The organism is Streptosporangium sp. NPDC002524 (assembly GCF_040295985.1).
In the GTDB taxonomy this organism is placed as follows: domain Bacteria; phylum Actinomycetota; class Actinomycetes; order Streptosporangiales; family Streptosporangiaceae; genus Streptosporangium.
Genome location: NZ_JBEOWK010000013.1, coordinates 14360 through 36271, shown reverse-complemented (window position 1 = coordinate 36271; position 21912 = coordinate 14360). Strand labels below are relative to the sequence as shown.

Genomic DNA, 21912 nt, shown 5'->3' with positions numbered 1-21912 from the left:
GGCTCAGGCGGGCACGTGGTTGCGCAGCCGGAGATCCTCGGGGTACGGGGAGAAGTAGGTCTGGTCCCGTACGTACTCGGCGGCCAGGGCCTGGGCGTGGTGGCGGATCAGGGTGGCCGGGACGCTCAGCGCCACCCGCCCGGCCTGGTAGGAGGCGATGACCTCCGCCAGGTCGGCCCGGCGCACCGGGTCGAGCGCGTCGCCCACCATCCCCACGCAGTGCTGCAGGACGTTGACGTGCCGGCCGATGCTCGCCTTGGCGGCGAACGCCGTGCCGAAGACGCGGGCGTAGTCGGCGGCCAGCTCCTCGCGGGGCCGGGTGCCCGCCTGGGCCACCACCCTCCCCGCCTCCCGGAAGGCCGCGGGGTCGTGGGCCAGCAGCTGCATCTTGTGCCGGGCGTGGAAGGACACCAGGTCACGAGGGCGCCAGTCGCTCTCCAGCAGCGCGCGGAGCCGGGCGCGGGCGAAGACCCGTTCCACGAAGGTCTCGCGGAGCAGGGCGTCGTTGAGCCGTCCCTCGTCCTCGACGGGCAGCAGCGGATGGGCGTCGACGACCGCGGCGGCGAACACCCCCGTGCCCTTGCGGTCCACGGTCGCGTCCCCCGCGTGGACCGGGATGCCGTGCACCCCGCAGCTGGGGCTCCTGGACTTGAGGACGTAGCCGTCCACCTCGCGCAGGGCCGGGACCCGTTCCTCGGCGAGGGCGGTCATCCTGTCGGTGAGGTCCACCCGGCTCTTCCTGGAGATCAGCCGCGTGCCGTCCGCCGAGCGCTCCAGGCGGAGGGTCTCGCGCGGGCTGCCGAGGCCGATCTCCATCTCCGGGCAGATGTGCACCCACTCGACGTGCCTGTCGAGCTCGCCGTTGAGGAACCGGTCGCGGCTGTGCCCGCCGTCGAACCGGACCGGCTCGCCCATCAGGCAGCTGGACACCGCGATCCTCGGCCTGACGATCTGCCCGCTTCTCTCGTCGGTCCCGCTCACCTTGCCCACCTTGCTCACCCTGCCCATCGCGCGCCTGCCGCTCGCGCCACGCGCGGCGGTCACTCCACTCCTGCGCGGCTCGGCGTCCCAGCCGCCCGACGAGGCCGTGCCGAGGATGCCGGACAGGCGGCGCAGGCCGCGTGCCGTACGTGCCTTGATCGTGCCGAGCGGGACGCTCAGCCTCTCGGAGATCTCCCGCTGGGTCAGGTCGCCGTAGTAGGCGAGCTCGATCGCCTGCCGCTGCGGATCGGGCAGCTTGGCCAGCGCCCGCTGGACCTGGTCGCGCTCCGCCAGGCCGTCGCCGTCGGCCCGGCCGTCGGCACCGGCGGGATCCGCGATGACGTCCAGCGGCACCGTTTGCAGGGTGCGTATCCGCAGCTGGTCGACCGCGCGCTTGTGGGCGATGCCGAGCATCCAGGCGGGGAGGCTGCGCGCCGGGTCGAAGCGGTGCCGGGAACGCCAGACCTCCGCGAACACGATCTGCTGAAGGTCCTCGACATCCTGAGGTCGTACGAATCGCCGCAGGTAGGAGCGGATGAGAGGCCCATGGGTCTGGAGGCACTCGACTAGCGCCTCCTCGTCGCCCTCGGCGAACCGGGTGTTCAGGGGGTCTGTCATGACGCCTCCTCTTACCGAGAAAACCTACTCAAAACTTATTCATACTCGCTCGACCGCCGTGATCGCAAGCGAGCGGCACGCGGGTGTCGGCAGGTGCCGGTGGGTGCGGGGGAGGAGGGACGGCACGGGAGGGCCGCGAGAGGGGGACGGTGCGGCCGGGAGGCCGGGAAATGTGGATCGCGGGCGCACCAGGAATGAGCCGGGCGTACCGGAAAAGCGGGGGCGCTGGAAAGACGCGGGCGCATCGCGAAAGAGCGGGCGTACCAGAGAAAGGGAGGGCTAGGGCAGGGCGGCGGTGACGATGCGGGTGAGCGCTTCCTGGAACGACGCGACGTGCCGGACGGACGCGGGCATGTCGTCCCACCAGCCCATGCCACCGGCGACGACCAGGCTCGGCGGGCGGAGCACGGGCAGCGACGCGAGCGGGGCGGGGTCGCCGGTCTCGGGCAGCTGGGACCAGACGAAGACCACCGAGGGGCCCAGCCGCCGCATCGCGTCCGCCAGGGCCGGGTACGGGGTCCGGGCGCCCAGCACCCGGGTCTCCAGCCCGTGTTCGGCGGTCAGCGCGGCGGCCAGCGCGTAGATCGGCAGGCTGTGGAGGTCGTTCTCCGCGCAGGCGAGCAGCACGGGACGCGGGCCGACCGGCCGGAGGGGGCGCCCGGTGAGGCCGATCAGCGCGGCCATCAGCCGGTCGGAGAACAGGTGCTCGACCTCGATGCTCGCCCCGTTCTCCGACTGGCGCCTGCAGATCGTCTCGAAGACCGGCATCACCAGGTGCTCCCAGGTCCACAGCACGCCGTGCCTGGACAGCGCCGCGCCGATCCAGTCGTGCACGGCCACGCTGTCCAGCGTCATCGCCGCCCGCGCCAGCATCGCCACCGTCGGCACCGTCGGCACGCCCGGCGGCCGGTCGTCCGTGAGGGACGGGGGCCCCTGCGGGGTCGGCCACCCGGGCTCCCACCCCTGCCCCTCCGCCTGCCCGGCCGGGGGCGCGGGGGGGACGACCTCGACCCGCAGGACCCTCCGCGCCGCGTCGGAGGCCGGGATCCCGCTCCTGATGAGCCGGTTCATCTCCTCCAGGCGCCACAGGTCGCGGGCGTCGTAGCGGCGGTGGCCCCCCGGGCTCCGGCGGCTCGGGCCCACGCCGTAGCGTAGGTTCCAGGTCCGCAGCGTGGGGGCGGGCACTCCGAGGCGCCGCGCGACGGCCCCGATGCCGTACGCGGGCTCCTCATCGGCCACCACTCGACGCTGCTCGTCCATCTCATCCCATTTCGAGCCCGCTAGATGCGGTACCAGCGTGACAGGCAACAGGAGCGATTGCTCCCTGAACGTTCCTTCGAGTTCCAGGGGCCCGTGGACGCAACCGACGGAGCGTTACCGGCCGAAGGAAAAACGTGACCGATACTGTGATCGTTTTGTTCAGCCGCGATCTCCGGGTGCACGACCACCCGGCGCTCGCCGCGGCGTGCGAGCGCGCACGTCATGTCATACCGCTCTTCGTCGCGGACCCCTCCATACCCTCGGGAAACCGCGGGGGGTTCCTCGCCGAATGCCTCGCCGACCTGCGCGGATCGCTCCGCGAGCGGGGCGGTGAGCTGATCGTGCGCCACGGTGACGTGGTCGCCGAGACGATGCGCCTGGCCGAGGAGACGAGAGCCCAGGCCGTCCACACCAGTCTGGACATCAGCACCCTCGCGCGACGCAGGCAGCGGCGCCTGGCCGAGGAGTGCGAGCGCCTCAGGACGGCGTTCCTCGTGTTCCCGGGCCTGACGATCGTGCCCCCCGACGCCCTGAGACCGACGGGCGGGGGTGACCACTACCGGGTTTTCACGCCCTACCTGCGGGCCTGGGCCCGGCAGCCGCGCCGGGAGGTGCTCAAGGCCCCCGGCGCGGTGCACGTCCCCGGCGGCCTGGACGCGGGGAGGCTTCCCGAGCCGGGGCGCGAGCCGTACGAGCTGTTCAACGGCGGTGAGAGGGTCGGGCGCCGGAGGATGGAGCAGTGGCTGAGGCACTGCGTGGACGACTACGCCGAGGGCCACGACGACATGGCGGGCAACCGCACCGCCAGGCTCAGCCCCTACCTGCGCTTCGGGTGCGTCTCGCCGCTGGAGCTGGAGGCGCTCGCCAGGGACGTGGGGGGCGGCGGGGACGCGAGGGACGTGGGAGAGCTGGAGGAGGAGGGCGAGGGCCGCAGGGGGGCCGACGAGTTCGTCAGGCAGCTGTGCTGGCGCGACTTCTTCTACCAGGTGACGCGGGCCTTCCCGCGTATCAACCGGGACGACTACCGGCCGCGCGGGAACGAGTGGCGCGACGACGACCACCTGGCGCAGGCGTGGAAGGAGGGCATGACCGGGGTCCCCATCGTGGACGCCGGGATGCGGCAGCTGCTCACCGAGGGCTGGATGCACAACCGGGCCCGCCTGATCGTGGGCTCTTTCCTCGTCCGGCGGCTGGGCCTCGACTGGCGCGTCGGCGCCGACCACTTCTTCGACCTGCTGCTCGACGGCGACGTCGCCAACAACTACGGCAACTGGCAGTGGGTCGCGGGCACCGGCAACGACACCCGCCCCAACCGCCCCGTCAACCACATCCGGCAGGCCAAGCGGTACGACCCGGACGGCGAGTACGTCCGCCGCCACGTCCCCGAGCTCGCCTCCGTGCCCACGCGGAGGATCCACGAGCCCTGGAGGCTCCCCTCGGGCGTCCCGGGCTACCCGCCGCCCCTGGTGCCCATGGGCTGAGCCCGGCCGCTCAGGGGCCGCGAGAGCGATCCGCGGGGGGCGAGATCGAGCCGTTCCCGTCCGGCCGGACGGGAAAGGCTCTCCCCTCCCGGCCTCTTCCCGGCCGGCCGGGGAGGCGCGGGCGGTGACGCGGTGACGCGGGAGTCCGGAACGAATCGCCGCCCTCGCGCGTCGCACAGGTGTGACCCCCTATGACAACGACGCCGACGCCCTGCTCGCCGCCCGGGAACGGGTGCGGCGCCTCGAACGACTGACCAGCCGGCGCGAGGCGGTGGCCGTGCAGCTCGACGAGGTCGCGACACTCCTGGGCGACCTGGAGGAGCGGCTCGCCAAGGAGGAGCGGGACGTCTCCAGGCTGGAGGGCGGCGGCTTCGCGGCCTTCCTGTCCGGGCTCACCGGGTCCAGGGAGGAGCGGCTCGTCAGGGAGCGCGCCGAGGCGCTGGCCGTACGGCAGCGCCTGGACGGCCAGCGCAACCGCCTCGAATGGCTGAACGCGGACCGGGCGGCCGTCGACGAGGGGCTCGCCGGGCTCGGGACGGCGCGGGAGGAGTACGACGCGCTGCTGGAGCGCGAGGAGCGCAGGCTGGTCGCGTCCGGCGACGCCAGGGGCCGCGAGCTGGCCGAGATCGGCCACCGCCTCGCCGACACCCGCGCCGACCTCGTGGAGCACCGGGAGGCCCACCGGGCCGGGGTCGACGCGCTGCACGGGGTCGGCGAGGTCCTGCGCTGCCTCGGCAGCGCCCGCGGCGCCTCCACGTGGGACATGCTGGCCGGGGGCGGCGGCTTCGCGGACATGATGGAGCACGGCCACCTGCGCGACGCGGACGAGGCCGCCTGGCACGCCCAGCAACTGCTGGACACCTTCTCCAGGGAGCTCGTCGACATCGGCGTGACCGTCACCCCGAAGCTCCCCAAGGTGGACACCCGCTGGTTCGCCGACATGTTCTTCGACAACATCATCACCGACGCGATCAAGCACCACCGGATCGCGGACACCGGCGCGGCCGTCGGGGACGTCGCCGAGTGGGTGAGGCGTACGGTCGGCGGCCTGGACCTCCGCCTCGAAGAGCTGGCCCGACAGCGGGACGCCCTCACGGCCCGCCGCGAGGAGGTCATCGTCACCGGCTGAGGCACGGGCCTTCCCCGTAGGGTCCGCAGGCCGTCACGCTGGCTTTATTGCGCCGGGGCCACCGGGGAGTCCGCGATGATGGGCGGGCGGAGACGCTCAGCGATCCGGCGGGCTGCCATTACCGGGTCGTTGGCCGGGCCCCGCTCGGCGCGTTCGCCAGAGCAGAAAGACCAGAAGAACGTCGTCGCCCTCGGGTCGATCCACACGGTGAGGGCGAAAACGTGCAACTGCGGTTGTCCGTCTTCGTAAGTGATCGACGGGTAGACGCCGCGCTCGTAGAGCTTGGTCTGGAGGCGATGGACGGCGGTGGCTGTCGGCGTGCCCTGGTGAGGGATCGCAAGGGCCAGGGGTGTCACGGTCGTCAGCTCCTTTGCTCAAGTAAGGGGGTGTGGCCCCGGAGCGCCATCGGCGAGGGGCGTCCCGGGGCCACTCGGAATGGCAGGTCCTACGGTGATCCCGTCATGGGAGAAGAGTCAGCGAGATCACCGGTCAGAGGTTGGGCCTGCCGGTGGGTTTCGGTGCCGAGGAGTTCGTCCAGGAGCATGCTCGACATCAAGGAGCCTCCCGGGACCATGTTCATCGTGGTCTGGTTGCGGAGCATGGCGTAGTAGGTGGCCAGACGCTTTGCGGCTCGGCCGTACGTTTTCTCGGACGTCGTAGGCCAGCCGGACCCGCGATATCTACGGTGCCGGCTCGTGGGCGCGTCCCACCGGTACCGATGTCCGTCACAGCGGACGACCAACCCCACCCAGACGGACACCAGGACCTCATCCTGACGTAGGTGATAGGGCTGCACATCGGCGTTGATCTGGTGGATTTTGGATGGCGTTGCGGCAAGGCGCAGAGCCATCCGTAAGGCAGGGCTCTTGCGCTCCGCTCCTGTAATGCAAGGAGGCTGGAGAGACATAGCCATGACCGTAGGCCGTTAAATACGGCATGTCATTGATACTTTTGCGGAGCCTCCTCGCAAGTATCAATGACATGCCGTGCTTGCAGGCCGGGCGTTTAATAGGCGATGTGAAGAGCATCGATGAGATGCCGTACTCCCGGCGTAAGGGAACGACATCTCATGAGCAGATCAATCAGGATCTGCCGGGCGTACCTCTGAGCGATCAGCCATTCCGGGGATGTGCGGTAAAGGTCCTCCAGTATGGCCATTGCCTCGGAGTGCTTACCGGTAGCGCGTAGTGCCTCCGCGACATCCAACCGATGCCTGTTTCGGCTGGCCGAATCACCGTTGAGTATGTTGCCTGGAATGCGTTCAGCGATTGCGAGTACCCTGTCGTGTTTGTTGAGGACTGAGGCGTTTTCGGCGGTGACCATCGCCACGGTGACCGGTCCGAACGTTCTGGCTGTGGAGCTGTCCGTCTCGGTTTCACGGCCGATCCGGACGGCGGCGGCCCGCGCGAGCTTAATGGCGTCTTCGGCTTCACCGGGCCGGTTGTCGCGTACGGCCGCGCTGCTGACGCTGATCAGCAGCCGCCCCCACAGGGCCAGCTCTGCCTCGGTGGCGCGCGAGAATCTGGGCTCTATGTCGTCAGCCCACCGTATCGCCAGCTCGCGAGCCTCGTTCAGCTGGCCGGCACGAAGATACATCCAAGCCAGGGTGGCGACTGCGGCGGCGGCGTCGAGACGGTCTTCGGCGGCGTCTATGGCCTGCCGTATCGGTGACTCCGCGCGCTCGAACTGGCGCATCTGGACGAACAGCCAGCCCGTGATGTTAAGGATCCGAGAACGCGCCGCGCGCCCTTCCATGTCGATGGCGTCGACATCGCGGATCAGGTAAGGCAACAGTGAGGCGACCTCCCCGTAGCGGTTGGTGGCGAGCAGTGGCTTGAGTCCGTTGATCTGGCTCTGGATCTCCGGCAGGGATGGTGCTTCCTCCAGGGGAGGCACCTTGCCGCGCAAGGCCCGCTCCACGGGCTCCCACATGCTGGGGTCGATCGGCAGCTCTTCCTGTACCCGTGAGCTGCCCTTGAGTAGCTCGCTGGTGGTTATGCGCAACGCGATGGCCAGCTTGTGCAGAGTAGCCGTTTGGGGGTCCGTGACTACTTCTTGTTCGAGTTTGCTGATGAGTGACTTCGATACGCCGGAGACCTTGGCAAGCTCTCCCTGAGTGAATCCGCGCCTCTTCCGGATCGTCCGAAGGCGTTGGGATAGACCTGTTTGCGTGCTACTTTCTGGCATAGCCCTGCATCTCCTAGTTCCTGATGACTCGACACCATCAGGCTAAAGGTGCAGGGCTCATTCATGTCAGCCGTAGCTCCAAGATTCCTGCGGTAGCGCCCTTGACGGCAGCTCATCGGATCATGTTGTAGCAAAGGTTTCATGTTTCCGAACGCCGTTTGACATCGGCAGACAGCTGTTATTGATACTTCCGTTTCGCTGCGGCCAAAGTGTCATTGACCTGGCTGCTTGAGAGGCGTGCAATTCGTAAATCAACTAGCCGTCACACGCCATGACGCTAAGCCACTCCTTCCGGAAGGATCGCTATGACTGCGACCACGCTCTCCCTGCCCGCCCCTGATCTGTTCGCTCTCGACCTGCGCGTCATCGTCGATGTCGGTTCTGGCAGCCCGGTCGCGCCCTGCAACACCGAGGACGGATGCGCGCCCACCTGCGCCTCCTCCTGCACCAGCAACTAGCGGCTCGACTCTGCGGGGCCGGGGGTGCCCCCCGGCCCCGCGACCCTTTTCTGTCCCTCGATCCCGACCGGCCGGAGGAATGATGACCTCCCTCAGCAAGCTGCTCTACCGGCACGACGGTGTCGCGCTGCTTCGAGCAGCGGCCGTAGCGCTGAGCCGCACCCCTGTCTGGCCCGACCCAAGCAACACCGAAGCGTGCCGCGCATGGCTACATCAGGTGTGGTCCCAGCCCGGACTCACCGACGTGATCCGGCAGGCCAGCCACCCCCTCACTGCCTACGTCGACGCTATGCGCGCTGGCCGTCCAGTGCAGGCCAAGCATGTACGTCGCGCCGCGTATGCCACGGCCCGTTATCTGCTTCGCGCCTCCGGCCGCCCCACTCCCTTCGGGCTTTTCGCCGGGGTGGCTCATGTGTCCCTGGGATCAACCGCCACAGTGCGCTGGGGTGAGGAGCACCGAAGTGCTATCCGCGTCGACGCTCAGTGGCTGGGCGACATCGTCGAGCGCCTGGAAGCGTGCCCTGAACTACTGGAGCGTCTTGACGTCGTGTTCAACAACCTCGCCACCCGCCGTGGTGGAGAGCGGCTCGAAGTACCGTGCGGCCCGAACCGGGCAACGATCCGATACGGCGGGGAGATCGAAGCGATTCGGAACGCGTCGGCATCCCCCATCCGATTCGCTGACCTGGTCGCCACTCTGACCCAGACCTTCCCCGGCGCCGATCAGGCACTGGTCCGGGTCGTGCTCACCACGCTCGTGCAGCAAGGTTTCGTTCTTACGTGTTTACGCGCCCCGCTTACGGTCACCGACCCGTTGGCCTGGGTGATCGACCGGCTCCACAAAGTGACGGCGGCGGCCACTCCCATCGCGCCGCTGCTGGGTGACCTCGAGTTCATCCAGGCGCAGGTACGCGACCACAACGAGAGCACTCCCACCGAACAGCGCCAGACATATGAGACGCTCACACACCGTATGCGTGAACTGTCACCTGCCGGTCGCACTCCGCTGGCGGTGGATCTGCGTCTGGACTGCGCGGTGCAACTACCGCGCCGGGTAATTGGCGAGATGGAGCGAGCCGCCAGCGCGCTGCTCCGCCTGACCCGGCAACCAGAGGGGGAGGCGACATGGCGTAGTTTCCACGCGGCGTTCCTGGACCGTTATGGCACCGGCGCCTTGGTGCCGCTCACCGAGGTCGTTAATCCCGACGCTGGGCTGGGGTATCCGGCCGGGTACCCCGGCAGCGTCTTGCCCGTACCGGTGAGCGGCTCATCGGAACGCGACGAGCAGCTCCTGGCACTGGCGTGGCGCGCGGCGGTGACCTCCAGTTCGGAGATCATCCTCACCGAGCAGGACATCCACGACCTGAGCGATGACCGCTTCGACGAGCGCTTCATTCCGCCCCACGTAGAGCTTGCTGCCCGCGTTCATGCCGACAGCATCCAAGCGCTGGAGCGCGGTGACTTCACCCTCACCATCTCCCCGGCCCGCAGCGCGGGCACCCTCACCTCGCGCTTCACCCTCGCCGCCGCCGGCTCCGGCCTGGAGCGGGTCTACCGGGCCGTGCCTACCGCGACCGTGGGCGCGCTGCCGGCGCAGTTGTCCTTCCCTCTTTACCCCCACGCCGAGAACATCTGCCGCGTCCCGCCGTACCTGCCTGACGTGCTCTCTCTCGGGGAGCATCGCGGCCCTGGCGAGGCCGCGATCGCACTGGAGGACCTGGCCGTCATCGCGACTCACGACCGCCTGCACCTGGTCAGCCTGTCGCGGAAGCAGGTGATCGAGCCGCAGGTGTTTTCCGCGTTGGCGCTTAACAAGCAGCCCGCCCCACTGGCGCGTTTCCTCGCTCACCTGCCGCGTGCTTTCGGCGCCGCGTGGACCGAGTTCGACTGGGGACCGTGCGCCTACCGGCTGCCGTACCTGCCACGAGTGCGTTACGGGCGCACCGTCCTGCATCCGGCCCGCTGGCGGCTCAGCGCCGATGATCTACCCCTCGGGAAGAGCGGCCACGATGAGGAAGTGCGGCGTGCCCTGCAGGAGTGGCGAGTGCGCTGGCACTGTCCGCCCACGGTGGAACTGCGCGAGGACGACCGCAGCCTGCGGCTGAACCTGGAGGAGCCGTTCCACATCCATCTCCTTCGCGCTCACCTCAAACGTCGCGGGGACGCTGTGCTCGTCGAGGCTGTGGCCGCGTCGAGGTTCGGCTGGTTTGGCGGGCATGTCCACGAGATCGCTGTGCCGCTCGTGGCGACGCACCCGGGCGCTCCCTCTCCCTTGCGTGGTCCGCTGGTCCAGGTGCGTAACCACGATGGACAGGCGCCGGGCTCGACCAGCGCCGCCTGGCTGTACGTGAAGATCCACACGCACCCTGAGCGGCACGACGAGCTCATTGCCACTCACCTGCCGGAGTTGCTGGCCAGCCTCGGCGACGAGCCGCTTTACTGGTTCGTGCGTTACCAGAGCCCGCACGAGACTGCCCACCTGCGGCTGCGTCTCCGCACCCCGAACGGTGAACGCCAGTCGGCGTACGCGGCTGCGGTCGGGGATTGGGCGCAGCGGCTGCGCGACATCGAGGTGGCCGGGCGGCTGGTCTTCGACACCTACTTCCCGGAGGTGGGCCGCTATGGGCACGGCACGGTCATGGAGGCGGCCGAGGTGGTGTTCGCCGCTGACTCCCACCTGGTGGCGGCCCAGCTACGGCACCTGACCGTCACCCCCACAGCTCTGGCGGCGATGAACATGGTCGACATTGTTCACGGCTTCCTCGGTGATCCTTGCGCCACGACGCAGTGGTTCACCGTCCGTCCCGCTCGCGCCGAGACCTCCGCCGAGCGAGCGGTGGTCGACGAGGCGGTCAACCTGGTCGTGCGCAGCACGCTGCCCGATTGGCCGCATGAGGTCATCGCGGCGTGGCAAGCCCGCGCGGCAGCGCTGAACATCTACCGCGAGCAGCTGCCCGTCGAGGCGGACACCGGCGCCGTCTTGGAGTCGCTGTTACACATGCATCACAACCGGGCCCTCGGCGTTGACCGCGAAGGAGAAAGAACTTGCCGCCGCTTGGCCCGGCAGGCTGCTCTCGCTTGGCGAGTGCGCGAAGGACACGGACGGTGATGCAGCTTGAACGGGGCGACGAGCTGAGCGCCGGCCCGGCGGGCATCGCCCTGCTGCACATCGAGCGCGCCCGCACCGGCTCCGGACCGTGGAGTACGGTCCAGGAGTGGGCGGCGGCCATGACCCGTGACCCCGTGGTCGCTGATCCCGACACCTGCGGCCTGTACCGAGGTGTCCCCGCTGTCGCCTTCGCTCTGCACACGGCCGATCAGCCCGTCTACGCGGACGTGTTGGCTGTCCTGGACGGCCACGTCGCCACGATTACCTGGCGCCGCCTGATCCAGGCCCATGAGCGTATCGACAGTGGACGCCTTCCGGAGCTGCGGGAGTTCGACCTCGTCAGTGGTCTGACCGGCATCGGCGTCTATCTGCTGCATCGCTACGGCGGGGACGACCAGCTGCGCGGCGTTCTGTCCTACCTGGTACGGCTGACCGAACCGTTGACGGTCGACGGTGAGGCGCTCCCAGGCTGGTGGTGCGGCACCGCCGCCGGGGGAGAGCTCCCGCAGCGCTGGCCAGGCGGTCACGGCAACCTGGGCCTCGCCCACGGTATCGCCGGGCCGCTGGCGCTGCTGGCGACTGCGATGCGACGCGGCACCACCGTGACCGGGCAGGCCGAGGCGATTGATCGGATCTGCGGCTGGCTGGAGCAGTGGCACTGCGGTGCCGGAGCAGACCCGTGGTGGCCAGGAATGATCTCCCAGTCCGAACGGCGAACCGGCACCGTTCGGCAGTCCGGTCCGCAACGGCCGTCATGGTGCTACGGCACGCCGGGCCTGGCCCGCGCTCAGCAGCTCGCGGCCCTGGCGCTGGACGACCCGCAGCGGCAGCGACGCGCCGAGGAGGCCTTGGCCAGATGCGTGGCCGGTGAGCAGTTGTCCTTGCTGGGCGACGCTTCGGTGTGTCACGGCTGGGCCGGTCTGGTCCTGAGCACGTGGCGCGCGGCGGCCGATGCCGGGGATGGTGGGAAGCTGGCTGACCTCCTGCCGCGCCTGCAGGCGGGCATGGAATATCACCTGCGTCGTCACGGGCCACCGGCCCGCGGTGGCCTGCTGGAGGGGGAGGCGGGTGTGCTGCTGACCCAGCACACCACCGCCGCGAACGCTCCTCCGTCCTCGGGATGGGATGCCTGCCTACTGCTGAACGGCTGATGACCCTGACCACCCACAACCTGCCAGGTCAACGAGCTAGGATCCGCCTGCCTCTCTCACCGGCGGTTCTCCGACGAAGGGAAAATGATCAATGAACGCCACCACCAGCACCTCCCCTGAGGTGCTGCGTGCTCGCATGGTCGACCACGTCGTGCATGCTGGCCATGCCCGTTCTGGTCCCGTTGAGGAGGCCATGCGGACGGTTCCGCGCCACGAGTTCGTACCCGGTGCTCCCCTGGAAGACGCATACGGCAACCAGGCCGTGATCACTAAGAGCGCCGCTGACGGTGCGGCTCTCAGCTGCGCGTCGCTGCCCTTGGTCGTGGGCATGATGCTCGACCAACTCGGAGTCACCCCGGGCGACCACGTCCTGGAGTTCGGAGCTGGGACCGGCTACAACGCCGCGCTTTTGGCTTACCTAACGGGCCCTGATGGGCAGGTCACCACGATCGACATCGACCCGGAGGTGACCGCGCAGGCCCGGCAGGCGCTGGACGCGACCGGCTACGGCCACGTGCGGGTGATCACACGGGACGGTGTACTTGGCGCGGCCGAACGCGCTCCCTACGACCGCCTCATCGCCACGGTGGGGGTGTGGGATATCCCGCCCGCCTGGTGGGAGCAGATGACTTCCGGCGGGCGGCTGGTGTTGCCGCTGCGCTGGCGAGGTCAGACCCGCAGCGTCGCCCTGGTCCGCGAAGGCGATCGGCTGGTTTCGGACTCGGTGGAGCTGTGCGGCTTCGTCCCCATGGTCGGCCAAGAAGGGGAGCGTACCGGGCACATCGCCCCTGATGGGCAGGTCACCCTGTACTGGGACGCTGACCAGGCGGTGAGTGTGGACGTGCTCGATGGGGTGCTTGAGCAGCCCAAGGAGGCCGTCTGGGCTGGGGTGACGGTCGGCGGCGGGGAGAGCTTCGATGGGATCTGGTTGCGCCTGACCGGCATCGAGCCGGGAACATGCCGTCTCGCCGCCGAGGCCGCCGCCATCGACAGCGACTTGTGCTTTCCCGTGATCGCATCGCGCAGCCCCGCCCTGGTGGAGGGGGGATCGCTGGCTTACCTTAGCCGTCGCCGGGACGAGAACAGCAGTCCGGGTCGGTGGGAGCTAGGAGCGATCGGCCACGGACCAGCCGGCGCCGAGCTCGCGGACCGGCTGGGTGAGCAGATTCTCATGTGGAACAGTGACCGGAACGCCGAGCCGGTCATCACGGTCTACCCGGCAGGCACGCCCGACGATCAACTCTTGGGCGGGATGGCCATCAACAAGCAGCATGTACGTCTGGTGGTGTCCTACTGATCATCATGTGAGGAACGACGACCGAGAGTCTCCAGCGGTGGAGAGTCTTTCCTGCGGGGCCCACGATGAGAAAGCCCCGGCGGTGGTGGTGCTCGGTGCTGCGGTCCCAGTACTGCGGTCTCAGTGCTGTGGACTCAGCGCTGTGGTCTCAATACCGCGGTCTCGGTGCCGCGGTGTCAGTGCCTGTGGTCGTGACCCGCGTGGTCGGCGTGGTCGTGGCCCGCGTGGTCGTCGTCCTCATCCTCGTCCGAGGGACCGTCGGAGGGCTCGACGCCCAGCACGGCCTCGCGGGGCTCGATCTGGTCGATGTGCTCGATCAGCCCAAGGACGTGGTCCGGCTCGATCAGCCACTGCAGCGCGCTGGCGCCGGTGTCATCGGCCGAGACCAGCTCGGCCTGCTCCTTACGCTCATCGTCGTCCAGGTCGGCGTCAGGGTGGTTGATCTCCTTCAGCGCGGCGGTTTGCAGGGCGGCGAGGTCCTGCACCTCCACGGTCAGCTCAACGGTCAGACGCAGATAGCGTTCGGTGCCCGATACATCACTCATGGTGGAAATCCTAGTGCCTGGGTGGGGTTGGAACTGCCTAGGGGAGCTTCCACTCCACCGGGGTGGCGCCCTGCTGCTCGAGAAGCTCGTTCGTCCTGCCGAAGGGGCGGGAGCCGAAGAAGCCGCTGCGGGCCGACAGGGGGCTGGGGTGGGCCGACTCGATGGCCGGGACGGAACCGAGCATCGGGCGCAGGTTGCGGGCGTCGCGGCCCCACAGGATCGCCACCATCGGCTTGTCGCGGGCGACGAGGGCCTTGATGGCCTGCTCGGTGACCTCCTCCCAGCCCTTGCCGCGGTGCGAGGCGGGCTTGCCCGGCATCACGGTGAGCACCCTGTTGAGCAGGAGCACGCCCTGCTCGGTCCAGGGGGTGAGGTCGCCGTTGCTCGGCATCGGCAGCCCGAGGTCCTCGGTGAGCTCCTTGTAGATGTTGCGCAGGCTCCCCGGGATCGGGCGCACGTCCGCGGCCACGGAGAAGCTCAGTCCGATCGGGTGACCCGGCGTGGGGTAGGGGTCCTGGCCCACGATCAGCACTTTCACCTGGTCGAAGGGCTGCTGGAAGGCACGGAGCACGTTGGCGCCGGAGGGGAGGTACTGCCGGCCTTCCGCCACCTCCCTCCGGAGGAACTCGCCCATCTCGGCGACCTTCTCGGCGACGGGTTCGAGGGCCTTGGCCCACCCGGCTTCCACGACTTCGTTCAAGGGGCGTGCGGCCATGTGCAGGACCCTATCGAGGTTTTAGGCCCGGTACGGCGCGTGCCGGAAAACAGCGCGCGTCGGACCGGGCCTGCCCCTGTGACTCACTTCACCGAGCCAGCCATCATCCCCTGGACGAAATACCGCTGGAAGGCGAAAAAGAGGATCAACGGGATAATCAGCGACAGGAAAGCGCCTGGCGCAAGAATGTCCACGTTGGTCCCGAACTGCCGCATCTGGGACTGCAGGGCCTTGGTCATCGGCTGGTTCTCGGTGTTGGCGAAGACCAGCGAGACGAGCAGGTCGTTCCAGACCCAGAGGAACTGGAAGATCCCGAGTGAGGCGACCGCCGGTTTGGCCAGCGGGAACACCACGGTGGAGAAGATCTTCCATTCCCCCGCGCCGTCCATCCGCGCCGCCTCCAGCAGCGAGCGTGAGATGCCCGCGAAGAAGTTGCGGAGCAGGAAGATGGCGAAGGGAAGGCCGAAGGCGACGTGGAAGAGCACCACGCTCGCGATGGAGCCGAAGATCCCGGCGGAGCCGTACAGCTTCGCGATGGGGATGAGCGCGATCTGGGTCGGCACCACCAGCAGGCCGACCACCACCAGGAACAGCGCGTCCCTGCCGGGAAACTCCATCCAGGCGAACGCGTACGCCGCCATCGCGGCGATGCCGATCACCAGGACGGTCGAGGGCACCGTGATGAACACGGTGTTCCAGAATGACGCGGTGAACCCGGTGGCCAGCAGGTCCGAGTAGTTCTTGAAGGTCAGCTCGGCGGGCTTGGTGAGGATCGTCCACCAGCCGGTGGAGTTGTTGGCCGTCTCGTTGCGGATCGAGACGATGAACAGGCCCAGGGTGGGAACCAGCCAGAACAGGCCGATCACCACCAGTACCACCTGGACCAGGCCGCCGCCCAGCCGGTCCACGATCCTGCCGAGGGCGCTGCGGGGCGGGGCGCCAAGGGTGGAGGTCGTCACTGGTTGTCCCTCCTGAACCGGCGGATGTTGATGATCATGAACGGCAGGACGAGGACAAGCAGGAAGATGGCGAGCGCGCTGCCCAGCCCCTGGTTGCTGCCTCCGCCGAACGAGACCCGCCACATCTCCAGCGCGATCACGTTGGCCTGCGGCTGCACCGATCCCGGCGCGATGACGAAGACCAGGTCGAAGACCTTCAGGGTGTTGATGATCATCGTGACGAACACGACGAGCAGCACCGGGGAGAGCAGCGGAACGGTGATCTTGCGGAACACCTGCCACTCGGTGGCCCCGTCGATGCGGGCCGCCTCCAGCGCGTCACGCGGGATGGCCGCGAGACCGGCCGCGATCAGCACCATGGCGAACCCGGCCCACACCCAGATGAACGCGCCGATGATCGCCGGGGTGATCAGTGTCGGGCCGAGCCAGGGGATCCCGGCGAAGGCCGCGTCGAAGTTCGACTGCGGCAGCCGCACCTGGTAGTCACCCGGAGCGAGCCCGGTGAAGCGGAAGGTGCCGTCGGCCCCGCTGGTGGCGGTGGCCTTGACGGCGCCGTCCTGCACCGCCTCGACCGTCATCCCGGCCAGGGCCTTCTCGGTGCCGTCCACCTGGTTGGCCGCGCCGCCGCCGCCCTGGGTGAAGTCGAACCAGACCGTCCCGGCGAGCTCGCCGGGGCCCGGCTGGGCCGCCTTCGCCGGCGAGGCCGAGGCGAGGGTGGCGGGCTTCACGCCCACGAGCGGCAGGAGCACCGCCTGCCCCGGCTGCGCGGGCCGCTTGGCCACCACCCCGCCGCCCTGCCCGGGGGCGACCGGCGACTGGTCGTTCTCCCTGGGACGGGCGTCGGGATAGCCCTGGTCCGAGCCGAAGAGGCCGGTCACCGAGGTGATCACGGCGTTGGCCACACCCCGGTCGGGGGCCTGCTCGTAGACCAGGCGGAAGATGACGCCGGAGGCCATCAGGGAGACGGCCATCGGCATGAACACGACCAGCTTGAACGCGGTCGCCCAGCGGATCCGCTCGGTCAGCACCGCGAAGATGAGGCCGATCACGGTGACCAGGGCGGGGGCCACCGCGACCCAGATCAGGTTGTTCCTGATCGTGGTCAGGGTGGAGGAGTCGCTGAAGATCGTCGCGTAGTTGTCCGCCCCGACGAAGGTGCCGCCGCTGGCGTCGTAGAGGCTCCGGAAGATCGAGTAGATGATCGGGTAGATCACCATCACGCCGAGCACGAGCGCGCCCGGCAGCAGGAACCACAGCGCCAGCGTCGGCGGCGGCCCCAGCCGGGAGGCCCCGGCGGGGATCTTCGCCGGTGCCGCCGGTGCCGCCGCCGGAGCCGCCGCTCCGGCCGTCGCGAGTTCCGGCTCGGCGACGGGCTCGGCGATCGGCTCGGCGACCGGTTCGGTCACCGATCCGGCCGGGCCGGCCGGGCCGTCCGACCTGACGTCGGCCAGGGCCGGATGGCCCTCGCCCTCGCTCTTGCCCTCGCTCTTGTCCTCGTTGGAGGCCGCCCCGGAGGGCTTCGGGGCCGCCGGGGACGCCGGTGGCTCCTCGCCGGTCGAGGTCCCGGAGGAGGTCCCGGAGGCCCCGGTGCCGGTCGTACCGGTCCCGCCGCCGGTGCCGGTGTCGGTTCCGGTGCCGGTCGTACGGGTGTCGCTGTCGGTGTCGCCGTCGGTGGTGCGGGTGTCGTCGGGCTCCGCGCCGGGCGTACGGGCGCCGGGGCCGGCGTCCCGCGCCGGCCGCTGGGTGTCGTCCGGTCCGGGGGAGGGGTCGCGGGCGGCGTCGCCGCCACGCGAACCCTGCGGGCCGTCTAACCGGTCGGTCACGGCCGCTCTCCCTTACTTCCAGGCCTGCTTGGCGGCGTCTTCGAGCTTGGTCTGGGTGCCCTTGACGTCGGAGGGGTCGCGGACGAAGTCCTGCAGGAACTTCCACTCGGCCTTGCCGTCGGTGCCGCCGAAGGCGCTGGGCGCGAGGTCGGACATGTCGTAGCGGACGGCGTCACCGGCGGCGATGATCGTCTCGGCGAGCTTCTTGGTCAGCTCGTCCGGGTAGTTGTCGGGCGAGACGTTGCGGTTGGGAGAGAGGTAGCCGGGGAGCTTCGCCCAGACCTCGCCGCCCTCCTTGGAGGCGAGGAACTCCAGCAGCGCCATCGCGCCCTTGGAGTCCTTCAGCGCCACCGCGATGTCGCCGCCCAGCACGACCGGCTCGGTCTCGCCGGCCTTCGGGAACGGGAAGTACTTGGCCTCCTCGCCGAGCTTCGCGCCCGACTGCTCGGCCGTGACGCCCACGAAGTCCGCCTCGATGACCATCGCCGACTTGTCCTGGCCGTAGACCTGGGTCACGCAGGTCGGGAAGTCGGTCTGCAGGGCGCCCGCGGAGCCGCCGAGCAGGAACTCCTTCTTGCCGACGAGCTGCGCGATCTTCTCCAGCGCGGTGGTGACGCTGGGGTCGGTCCACGGGATCTCGTGCTTGGAGAGCTTGGTGTAGTTCTCCGGGCCCGCGGTGGAGAGGTAGACGTTCTCGAACAGGTCGGTCAGCGTCCAGCCGGAGGCGCCGCAGAGGGAGAACGGCGGGGTGCCGGAGTCGGCGACCGTCTGGGCGGTCTTGATCAGGTCGTCCCAGGTGGCCGGGGGCGTCGCGCCCGCGTCCTGGAAGGCCTGGTCGCGGTACCAGATGAGCGACTTGTGGGCCGCTTTCACCAGCACGCCGTAGGACTGGCCGTCGGCGGAGCCGAGTTCCTTCCAGTACGGGGTGTAGTTGTCGTCGATCTGCTTCTGGACCTCGGCGGTGAGCGGCTTGAGCGCCTTCTGGTCCGCGTACTGCTGGACCAGGCCGGGCTGGGGCAGGATCGCGACGTCCGGCGGGTTGCCGCCCTCGATGCGCGGGCCGAGGTAGGCGCCGGTGTCCTCGCCGGTGGAGGCGTAGGTGACCTTGGCGCCGGTCTTCGCCTGGAACGCCTTGAGCACCGCCTCGAAGTTGGCCTGCTCGGCGCCGGTCCACTTGGCGGCGACCTCGACGGTCACCCCTTCGAGGGTCTTGGCGGCCGCCGGGGCGGACGAGGACGCTCCGGCGCTCCCGGCGGGTGCGGGGGTGGCCGATTCGCCGCCGCCACACGCGGCGAGCGCCAGAGCGAGTCCCGCCGTCGTCACCGCGGCAATGGTTCTGCGCATGCTGAACAGACCTCCTGAGACGTTGAGACATGAAATAGGGGGATATAAGACGATCAAGCAGCCGAAATGGGGATGACGGCTTCTGCCGGGGGGCACCCCGGCGTCATTGAGCCCGGATGATCTCTTCGAGTTGGCCCTTCATGGAGGAGACGACGTCCTCGCTGTCGTGTTCCGTGAAGGGAGGTGTGAGGGCGTTGGAGACCGCGCTGGCGATCGCCAGGCTCACCTGGTCGTAGTTGGCGCTGGCGGGCCTGGGCCGGGCGGAGAGGATGCTCTGCTTCAGGACCGGCAGATAGGGGAAACGCTTGATCAGGCCGGGGTCGTCGTACAGCTCGGCCCACACGGGCGGGAACGAGCCGTCGGCGAGCACCCGGCGCTGGTTCTCCAGGCTGGTGAAGTAGCGGATGAACTCGGTGGCCGACTTCTGCCGCTTGGAGAAGGCGCTCACCGCGAGGTTGTAGCCGCCGAGCGAGCCCGTCCCCGGCCCGTTCGCCCCGGGAAGCCGGGTGACCCCGAACTTGTCCGCGACCGCCGAGGTGGTGGCCGGTCCGTAGGTGTGCGGCCAGTTGCGGGCGAAGGCGAGCCTGCCCTCCTCGAAGGCGAGCTGTGCCTCGTCCTCCTTGAAGGAGAGCGACTCGGGCGGGATCCACCCCTCCCGGAAGCCGCCCACCAGGAAGTCCAGGCCCGCCTTCGCCTTGGTCACGTCCATCGTCACCCTGGTGCCGTCCGGGCTGAGGATCTGCCCGCCCGCCGACTGCACGGCCTCGGCGAAGTTGACGGTGAGGCCCTCGTAGGCCAGGAACTGCCCCGCGTAGCCGCCGATGCCGTACTTCTCGTGCAGGGCGCGCGCCTGGTCGCGCAGCTCCCCCCACGTCTTCGGCGGCTTGAAGCCCTCCTTGGCCAGCAGGTCCTTGCGGTAGAAGAGCAGGCCGGCGTTGCTGGTGTACGGGACCGCCCAGAGCTTGCCCCGGTAGACGGCCGTGTCGACGACCGGCGGCAGGAACCTGTCGAGCGGGAACATCGCGCGCTCCAGCGGCAGGATCCAGCCCGCGTCGGCGAACTCCGCCGTCCAGATCACGTCCAGCCCGAGCACGTCGTAGCGGTCGCTTCTGGCCTGGAGGTTGGCGACCATCTGGGCGCGCTGCTCGTCGGCGGCCTCGGGGAGTTCGAGCAGGGTGGCCCGCTCCCCGGGGTGGGTCTGGTTCCAGCGGTCGAGCAGCGACTGCAGATAGGCGGTCGCGGGACGGCCGATCACGAGGGTGAAGGGACCCGTCCCGCCGAACCGTTCGGTCTCCTGCGCGCCGGCCGCCGAGCACGCCGTCACGAGGAACACCGGAAGCACGGAGAGCACAGTGAGCGCGACGGGGATGAGTCGGCGCACCATGACCTCCCGGTTTCCAGTTGGTTACATACGTGTTAGGTAGATGCATGCATGTTATGCATAGCGATAACATCACCGTCAACGGATAACCCCGTAACGCTCACGTAACGAGCTCTCCGAGGAGGTGGGGCGTGCGGCTGACGCTGCTGGCGCTCCTCGCGAAGGAACCTGCCCACGGCTATGAGCTCAAACAGGCACTTGAACAGATCTTCGGCAGCGCCTACCCTTCTCCGAACATCGGGCAGATCTACGTCACGCTCGGCCGTCTGGAGAAGGACGGCCTGGTGCGCGCCGTGGACGTCGAGCAGTCCAACCGGCCGAACAAGAAGGTCTACTACCTGACGGCCGCCGGCCGCGAGATCCTCGACACCTGGGTGGACGAGCCCAGCGAGGGGCCCAGGGTCCGGGACGAGTTCTTCATGAAGCTCGTGCTGGCCCCGATGACCGGCATCGCCGACAGGATGGCGATGATCAACCGCCAGCGCCGTCACTACCTCGGACTCATGCGTGACCTCAACGAGCTCGCCGAGCGGACCGACCCGGACAACCGCGTCGCGCTCCTGCTGGTCGAGGGGGCCATGCTGCATCTCCAGGCGGATCTCGACTGGCTCGAACGCTGCCAGGAGGACCTGAGTTGACCTCTCCCGTGGTGCCCGCGGTCCCCGTGGTCGAAACCGTCAACCTCGTCAAGATCTACCAGGACGGCGGGGTGCCGGTGCCCGCGGTGCGGGGGGTCGACCTGCGGGTGGGCCCGGGGGAGTTCGTGGCGGTCATGGGCCCGTCCGGCTCCGGCAAGTCCACCCTGGTCCACATGATCGGCGGCCTTGAGGCCAGGACGAGCGGCGAGATCTGGCTCGACGGGCAGCGGGCCGACACGCTCGGCGAGAGCGCCTGGGCGCTGCTGCGCCGCCGGAGGATCGGCTTCGTCTTCCAGTTCTTCAACCTCGTCGCCAACATGACCGTGGCCGACAACGTCGAGCTGCCCGCGCTGCTGGCCGGGGCCTCCACGCGCGAGGCCCGCCGCCGCCGCGAATACCTCCTCGGCGAGCTCGGCCTCACCGCCCGCGCCGACGCCGCCCCCTCCCAGCTCGCCGGGGGCGAGCAGCAGCGGGTCGCGCTGGCCCGCGCGCTGGCCAACGAGCCGAGCCTGCTGCTCGCGGACGAGCCCACCGGCAACCTCGACAGCCGCAACACCCGCGACGTGCTGCGCCTGCTCGGCGAGGTCCACCGGGACGGGCAGGCCGTCATCCTGGTCACCCACGACGCCAGGGTGGCGAGCCTGGCCGACCGGGTGGTCTCCCTCCTCGACGGCCAGATCGTCGACGACGGCGGCGCCGGGCTGGTCCGCCGCCGCCCCAGGGGCAGCGCGGGCGACGTCGTCGAGCTGAGAGGCTGAGGTGCGCCTCCAGCTCTCCCCGCTCACGGCTCCACGAGTCCCAGGGGCTCGGGCCGCAAGGGGCCGGGCCGCGCAGGG

18 protein-coding genes and 1 pseudogene are annotated in these 21912 nt (G+C 69.3%); 8 read left to right on the top strand and 11 right to left on the bottom strand.

Annotation, left to right across the window (positions count from 1 at the left end; genetic code table 11):
• Positions 1-3: 3 nt before the first annotated feature.
• From ABT053_RS43485 to ABT053_RS22875, 3 genes and pseudogenes are all read right to left on the bottom strand, one after another.
• Positions 4-1008: a YbgA family protein gene (locus ABT053_RS43485; protein ID WP_502991840.1), complete on the bottom strand. Its 1005-nt coding sequence runs from the start codon at positions 1006-1008 to the stop codon at positions 4-6.
• A 105-nt stretch (positions 1009-1113) separates the two neighbouring features.
• Positions 1114-1599 (bottom strand): annotated as a pseudogene (locus ABT053_RS43480) (RNA polymerase sigma factor); the annotation flags it as partial.
• Between the two features lie 279 nt (positions 1600-1878).
• Positions 1879-2859 carry a MerR family transcriptional regulator gene (locus ABT053_RS22875; protein WP_350971108.1) on the bottom strand — a complete coding sequence of 327 codons (981 nt, stop codon included), beginning with the start codon at positions 2857-2859 and terminating at the stop codon, positions 1879-1881.
• A gap of 134 nt (positions 2860-2993) precedes the next feature.
• On the opposite strand from ABT053_RS22875, the gene ABT053_RS22870 reads away from it, so the two are divergent.
• Both ABT053_RS22870 and ABT053_RS22865 read left to right on the top strand, forming a co-directional pair.
• Entirely contained in the window at positions 2994-4340 is a 1347-nt protein-coding gene (locus ABT053_RS22870) for a cryptochrome/photolyase family protein (protein WP_350971107.1), read from the top strand.
• A gap of 181 nt (positions 4341-4521) precedes the next feature.
• Positions 4522-5469 carry a hypothetical protein gene (locus ABT053_RS22865; RefSeq protein ID WP_350971106.1) on the top strand — a complete coding sequence of 316 codons (948 nt, stop codon included), beginning with the start codon at positions 4522-4524 and terminating at the stop codon, positions 5467-5469.
• 44 nt (positions 5470-5513) lie between these two features.
• Here the strand turns inward: ABT053_RS22865 and ABT053_RS22860 are convergent, their stop codons facing one another.
• A complete protein-coding gene (locus tag ABT053_RS22860) occupies positions 5514-5825 on the bottom strand; it encodes a hypothetical protein (protein WP_350971105.1) in 312 nt (103 codons plus the stop codon).
• A 649-nt stretch (positions 5826-6474) separates the two neighbouring features.
• Positions 6475-7656, bottom strand: a complete 1182-nt coding sequence (locus tag ABT053_RS22855; protein ID WP_350971104.1) for a helix-turn-helix domain-containing protein — start codon at positions 7654-7656, stop codon at positions 6475-6477.
• Positions 7657-7961: 305 nt separating this feature from the next.
• On the opposite strand from ABT053_RS22855, the gene fxlA reads away from it, so the two are divergent.
• The 4 genes from fxlA (at position 7962) to fxlM (ending at position 13671) form a co-directional block, all read left to right on the top strand.
• Positions 7962-8114, top strand: a complete 153-nt coding sequence (fxlA, locus tag ABT053_RS22850) for an FxLD family lanthipeptide (protein ID WP_350971103.1) — start codon at positions 7962-7964, stop codon at positions 8112-8114.
• An 82-nt stretch (positions 8115-8196) separates the two neighbouring features.
• Positions 8197-11223, top strand: a complete 3027-nt coding sequence (locus ABT053_RS22845; RefSeq protein ID WP_350971102.1) for a lantibiotic dehydratase — start codon at positions 8197-8199, stop codon at positions 11221-11223.
• Positions 11223-12374: a lanthionine synthetase C family protein gene (locus ABT053_RS22840; protein ID WP_350971417.1), complete on the top strand. Its 1152-nt coding sequence runs from the start codon at positions 11223-11225 to the stop codon at positions 12372-12374. The genes ABT053_RS22845 and ABT053_RS22840 overlap by 1 nt, the downstream gene beginning before the upstream one ends.
• Positions 12375-12465: 91 nt before the next feature.
• Entirely contained in the window at positions 12466-13671 is a 1206-nt protein-coding gene (gene fxlM / locus ABT053_RS22835; protein ID WP_350971101.1) for a methyltransferase, FxLD system, read from the top strand.
• A 176-nt stretch (positions 13672-13847) separates the two neighbouring features.
• On the opposite strand, the gene ABT053_RS22830 is transcribed toward fxlM, so the two are convergent.
• From ABT053_RS22830 to ABT053_RS22805, 6 genes are all read right to left on the bottom strand, one after another.
• Positions 13848-14216 (bottom strand): hypothetical protein, encoded by a 369-nt coding sequence (locus ABT053_RS22830; protein WP_350971100.1) that lies wholly within the window; start codon positions 14214-14216, stop codon positions 13848-13850.
• 37 nt (positions 14217-14253) lie between these two features.
• Positions 14254-14931, bottom strand: coding sequence for a uracil-DNA glycosylase (locus ABT053_RS22825; protein WP_350971099.1), 678 nt, complete (start codon positions 14929-14931; stop codon positions 14254-14256).
• An 83-nt stretch (positions 14932-15014) separates the two neighbouring features.
• Complete coding sequence (locus tag ABT053_RS22820) at positions 15015-15890, bottom strand: carbohydrate ABC transporter permease (RefSeq protein WP_350971098.1); 876 nt, start codon at positions 15888-15890, stop codon at positions 15015-15017.
• Positions 15887-17272 (bottom strand): ABC transporter permease, encoded by a 1386-nt coding sequence (locus ABT053_RS22815; RefSeq protein ID WP_502991839.1) that lies wholly within the window; start codon positions 17270-17272, stop codon positions 15887-15889. The genes ABT053_RS22820 and ABT053_RS22815 overlap by 4 nt, the downstream gene beginning before the upstream one ends.
• 453 nt (positions 17273-17725) lie before the next feature.
• Positions 17726-19057, bottom strand: a complete 1332-nt coding sequence (locus ABT053_RS22810) for an ABC transporter substrate-binding protein (protein WP_350971097.1) — start codon at positions 19055-19057, stop codon at positions 17726-17728.
• 103 nt (positions 19058-19160) lie between these two features.
• Entirely contained in the window at positions 19161-20441 is a 1281-nt protein-coding gene (locus tag ABT053_RS22805; protein ID WP_350971096.1) for an ABC transporter substrate-binding protein, read from the bottom strand.
• Positions 20442-20569: 128 nt separating this feature from the next.
• Here ABT053_RS22805 and ABT053_RS22800 point away from each other — a divergent pair, with 128 nt between their 5' ends.
• Both ABT053_RS22800 and ABT053_RS22795 read left to right on the top strand, forming a co-directional pair.
• Positions 20570-21076 (top strand): PadR family transcriptional regulator, encoded by a 507-nt coding sequence (locus tag ABT053_RS22800; protein ID WP_350971095.1) that lies wholly within the window; start codon positions 20570-20572, stop codon positions 21074-21076.
• Complete coding sequence (locus ABT053_RS22795; RefSeq protein WP_350971094.1) at positions 21073-21834, top strand: ABC transporter ATP-binding protein; 762 nt, start codon at positions 21073-21075, stop codon at positions 21832-21834. The genes ABT053_RS22800 and ABT053_RS22795 overlap by 4 nt, the downstream gene beginning before the upstream one ends.
• Positions 21835-21912: the final 78 nt, after the last annotated feature.

Coding starts and splice junctions, on each gene's coding strand:
- ABT053_RS43485 (WP_502991840.1), bottom strand. CDS start 1,008: ATGGGCAGGGTGAGCAAGGTGGGCAAGGTGAGCGGGACCGACGAGAGA.
- ABT053_RS22875 (WP_350971108.1), bottom strand. CDS start 2,859: ATGGACGAGCAGCGTCGAGTGGTGGCCGATGAGGAGCCCGCGTACGGC.
- ABT053_RS22855 (WP_350971104.1), bottom strand. CDS start 7,656: ATGCCAGAAAGTAGCACGCAAACAGGTCTATCCCAACGCCTTCGGACG.
- fxlA (WP_350971103.1), top strand. CDS start 7,962: ATGACTGCGACCACGCTCTCCCTGCCCGCCCCTGATCTGTTCGCTCTC.
- ABT053_RS22845 (WP_350971102.1), top strand. CDS start 8,197: ATGACCTCCCTCAGCAAGCTGCTCTACCGGCACGACGGTGTCGCGCTG.
- ABT053_RS22840 (WP_350971417.1), top strand. CDS start 11,223: ATGCAGCTTGAACGGGGCGACGAGCTGAGCGCCGGCCCGGCGGGCATC.
- fxlM (WP_350971101.1), top strand. CDS start 12,466: ATGAACGCCACCACCAGCACCTCCCCTGAGGTGCTGCGTGCTCGCATG.
- ABT053_RS22830 (WP_350971100.1), bottom strand. CDS start 14,216: ATGAGTGATGTATCGGGCACCGAACGCTATCTGCGTCTGACCGTTGAG.
- ABT053_RS22825 (WP_350971099.1), bottom strand. CDS start 14,931: ATGGCCGCACGCCCCTTGAACGAAGTCGTGGAAGCCGGGTGGGCCAAG.
- ABT053_RS22810 (WP_350971097.1), bottom strand. CDS start 19,057: ATGCGCAGAACCATTGCCGCGGTGACGACGGCGGGACTCGCTCTGGCG.
- ABT053_RS22805 (WP_350971096.1), bottom strand. CDS start 20,441: ATGGTGCGCCGACTCATCCCCGTCGCGCTCACTGTGCTCTCCGTGCTT.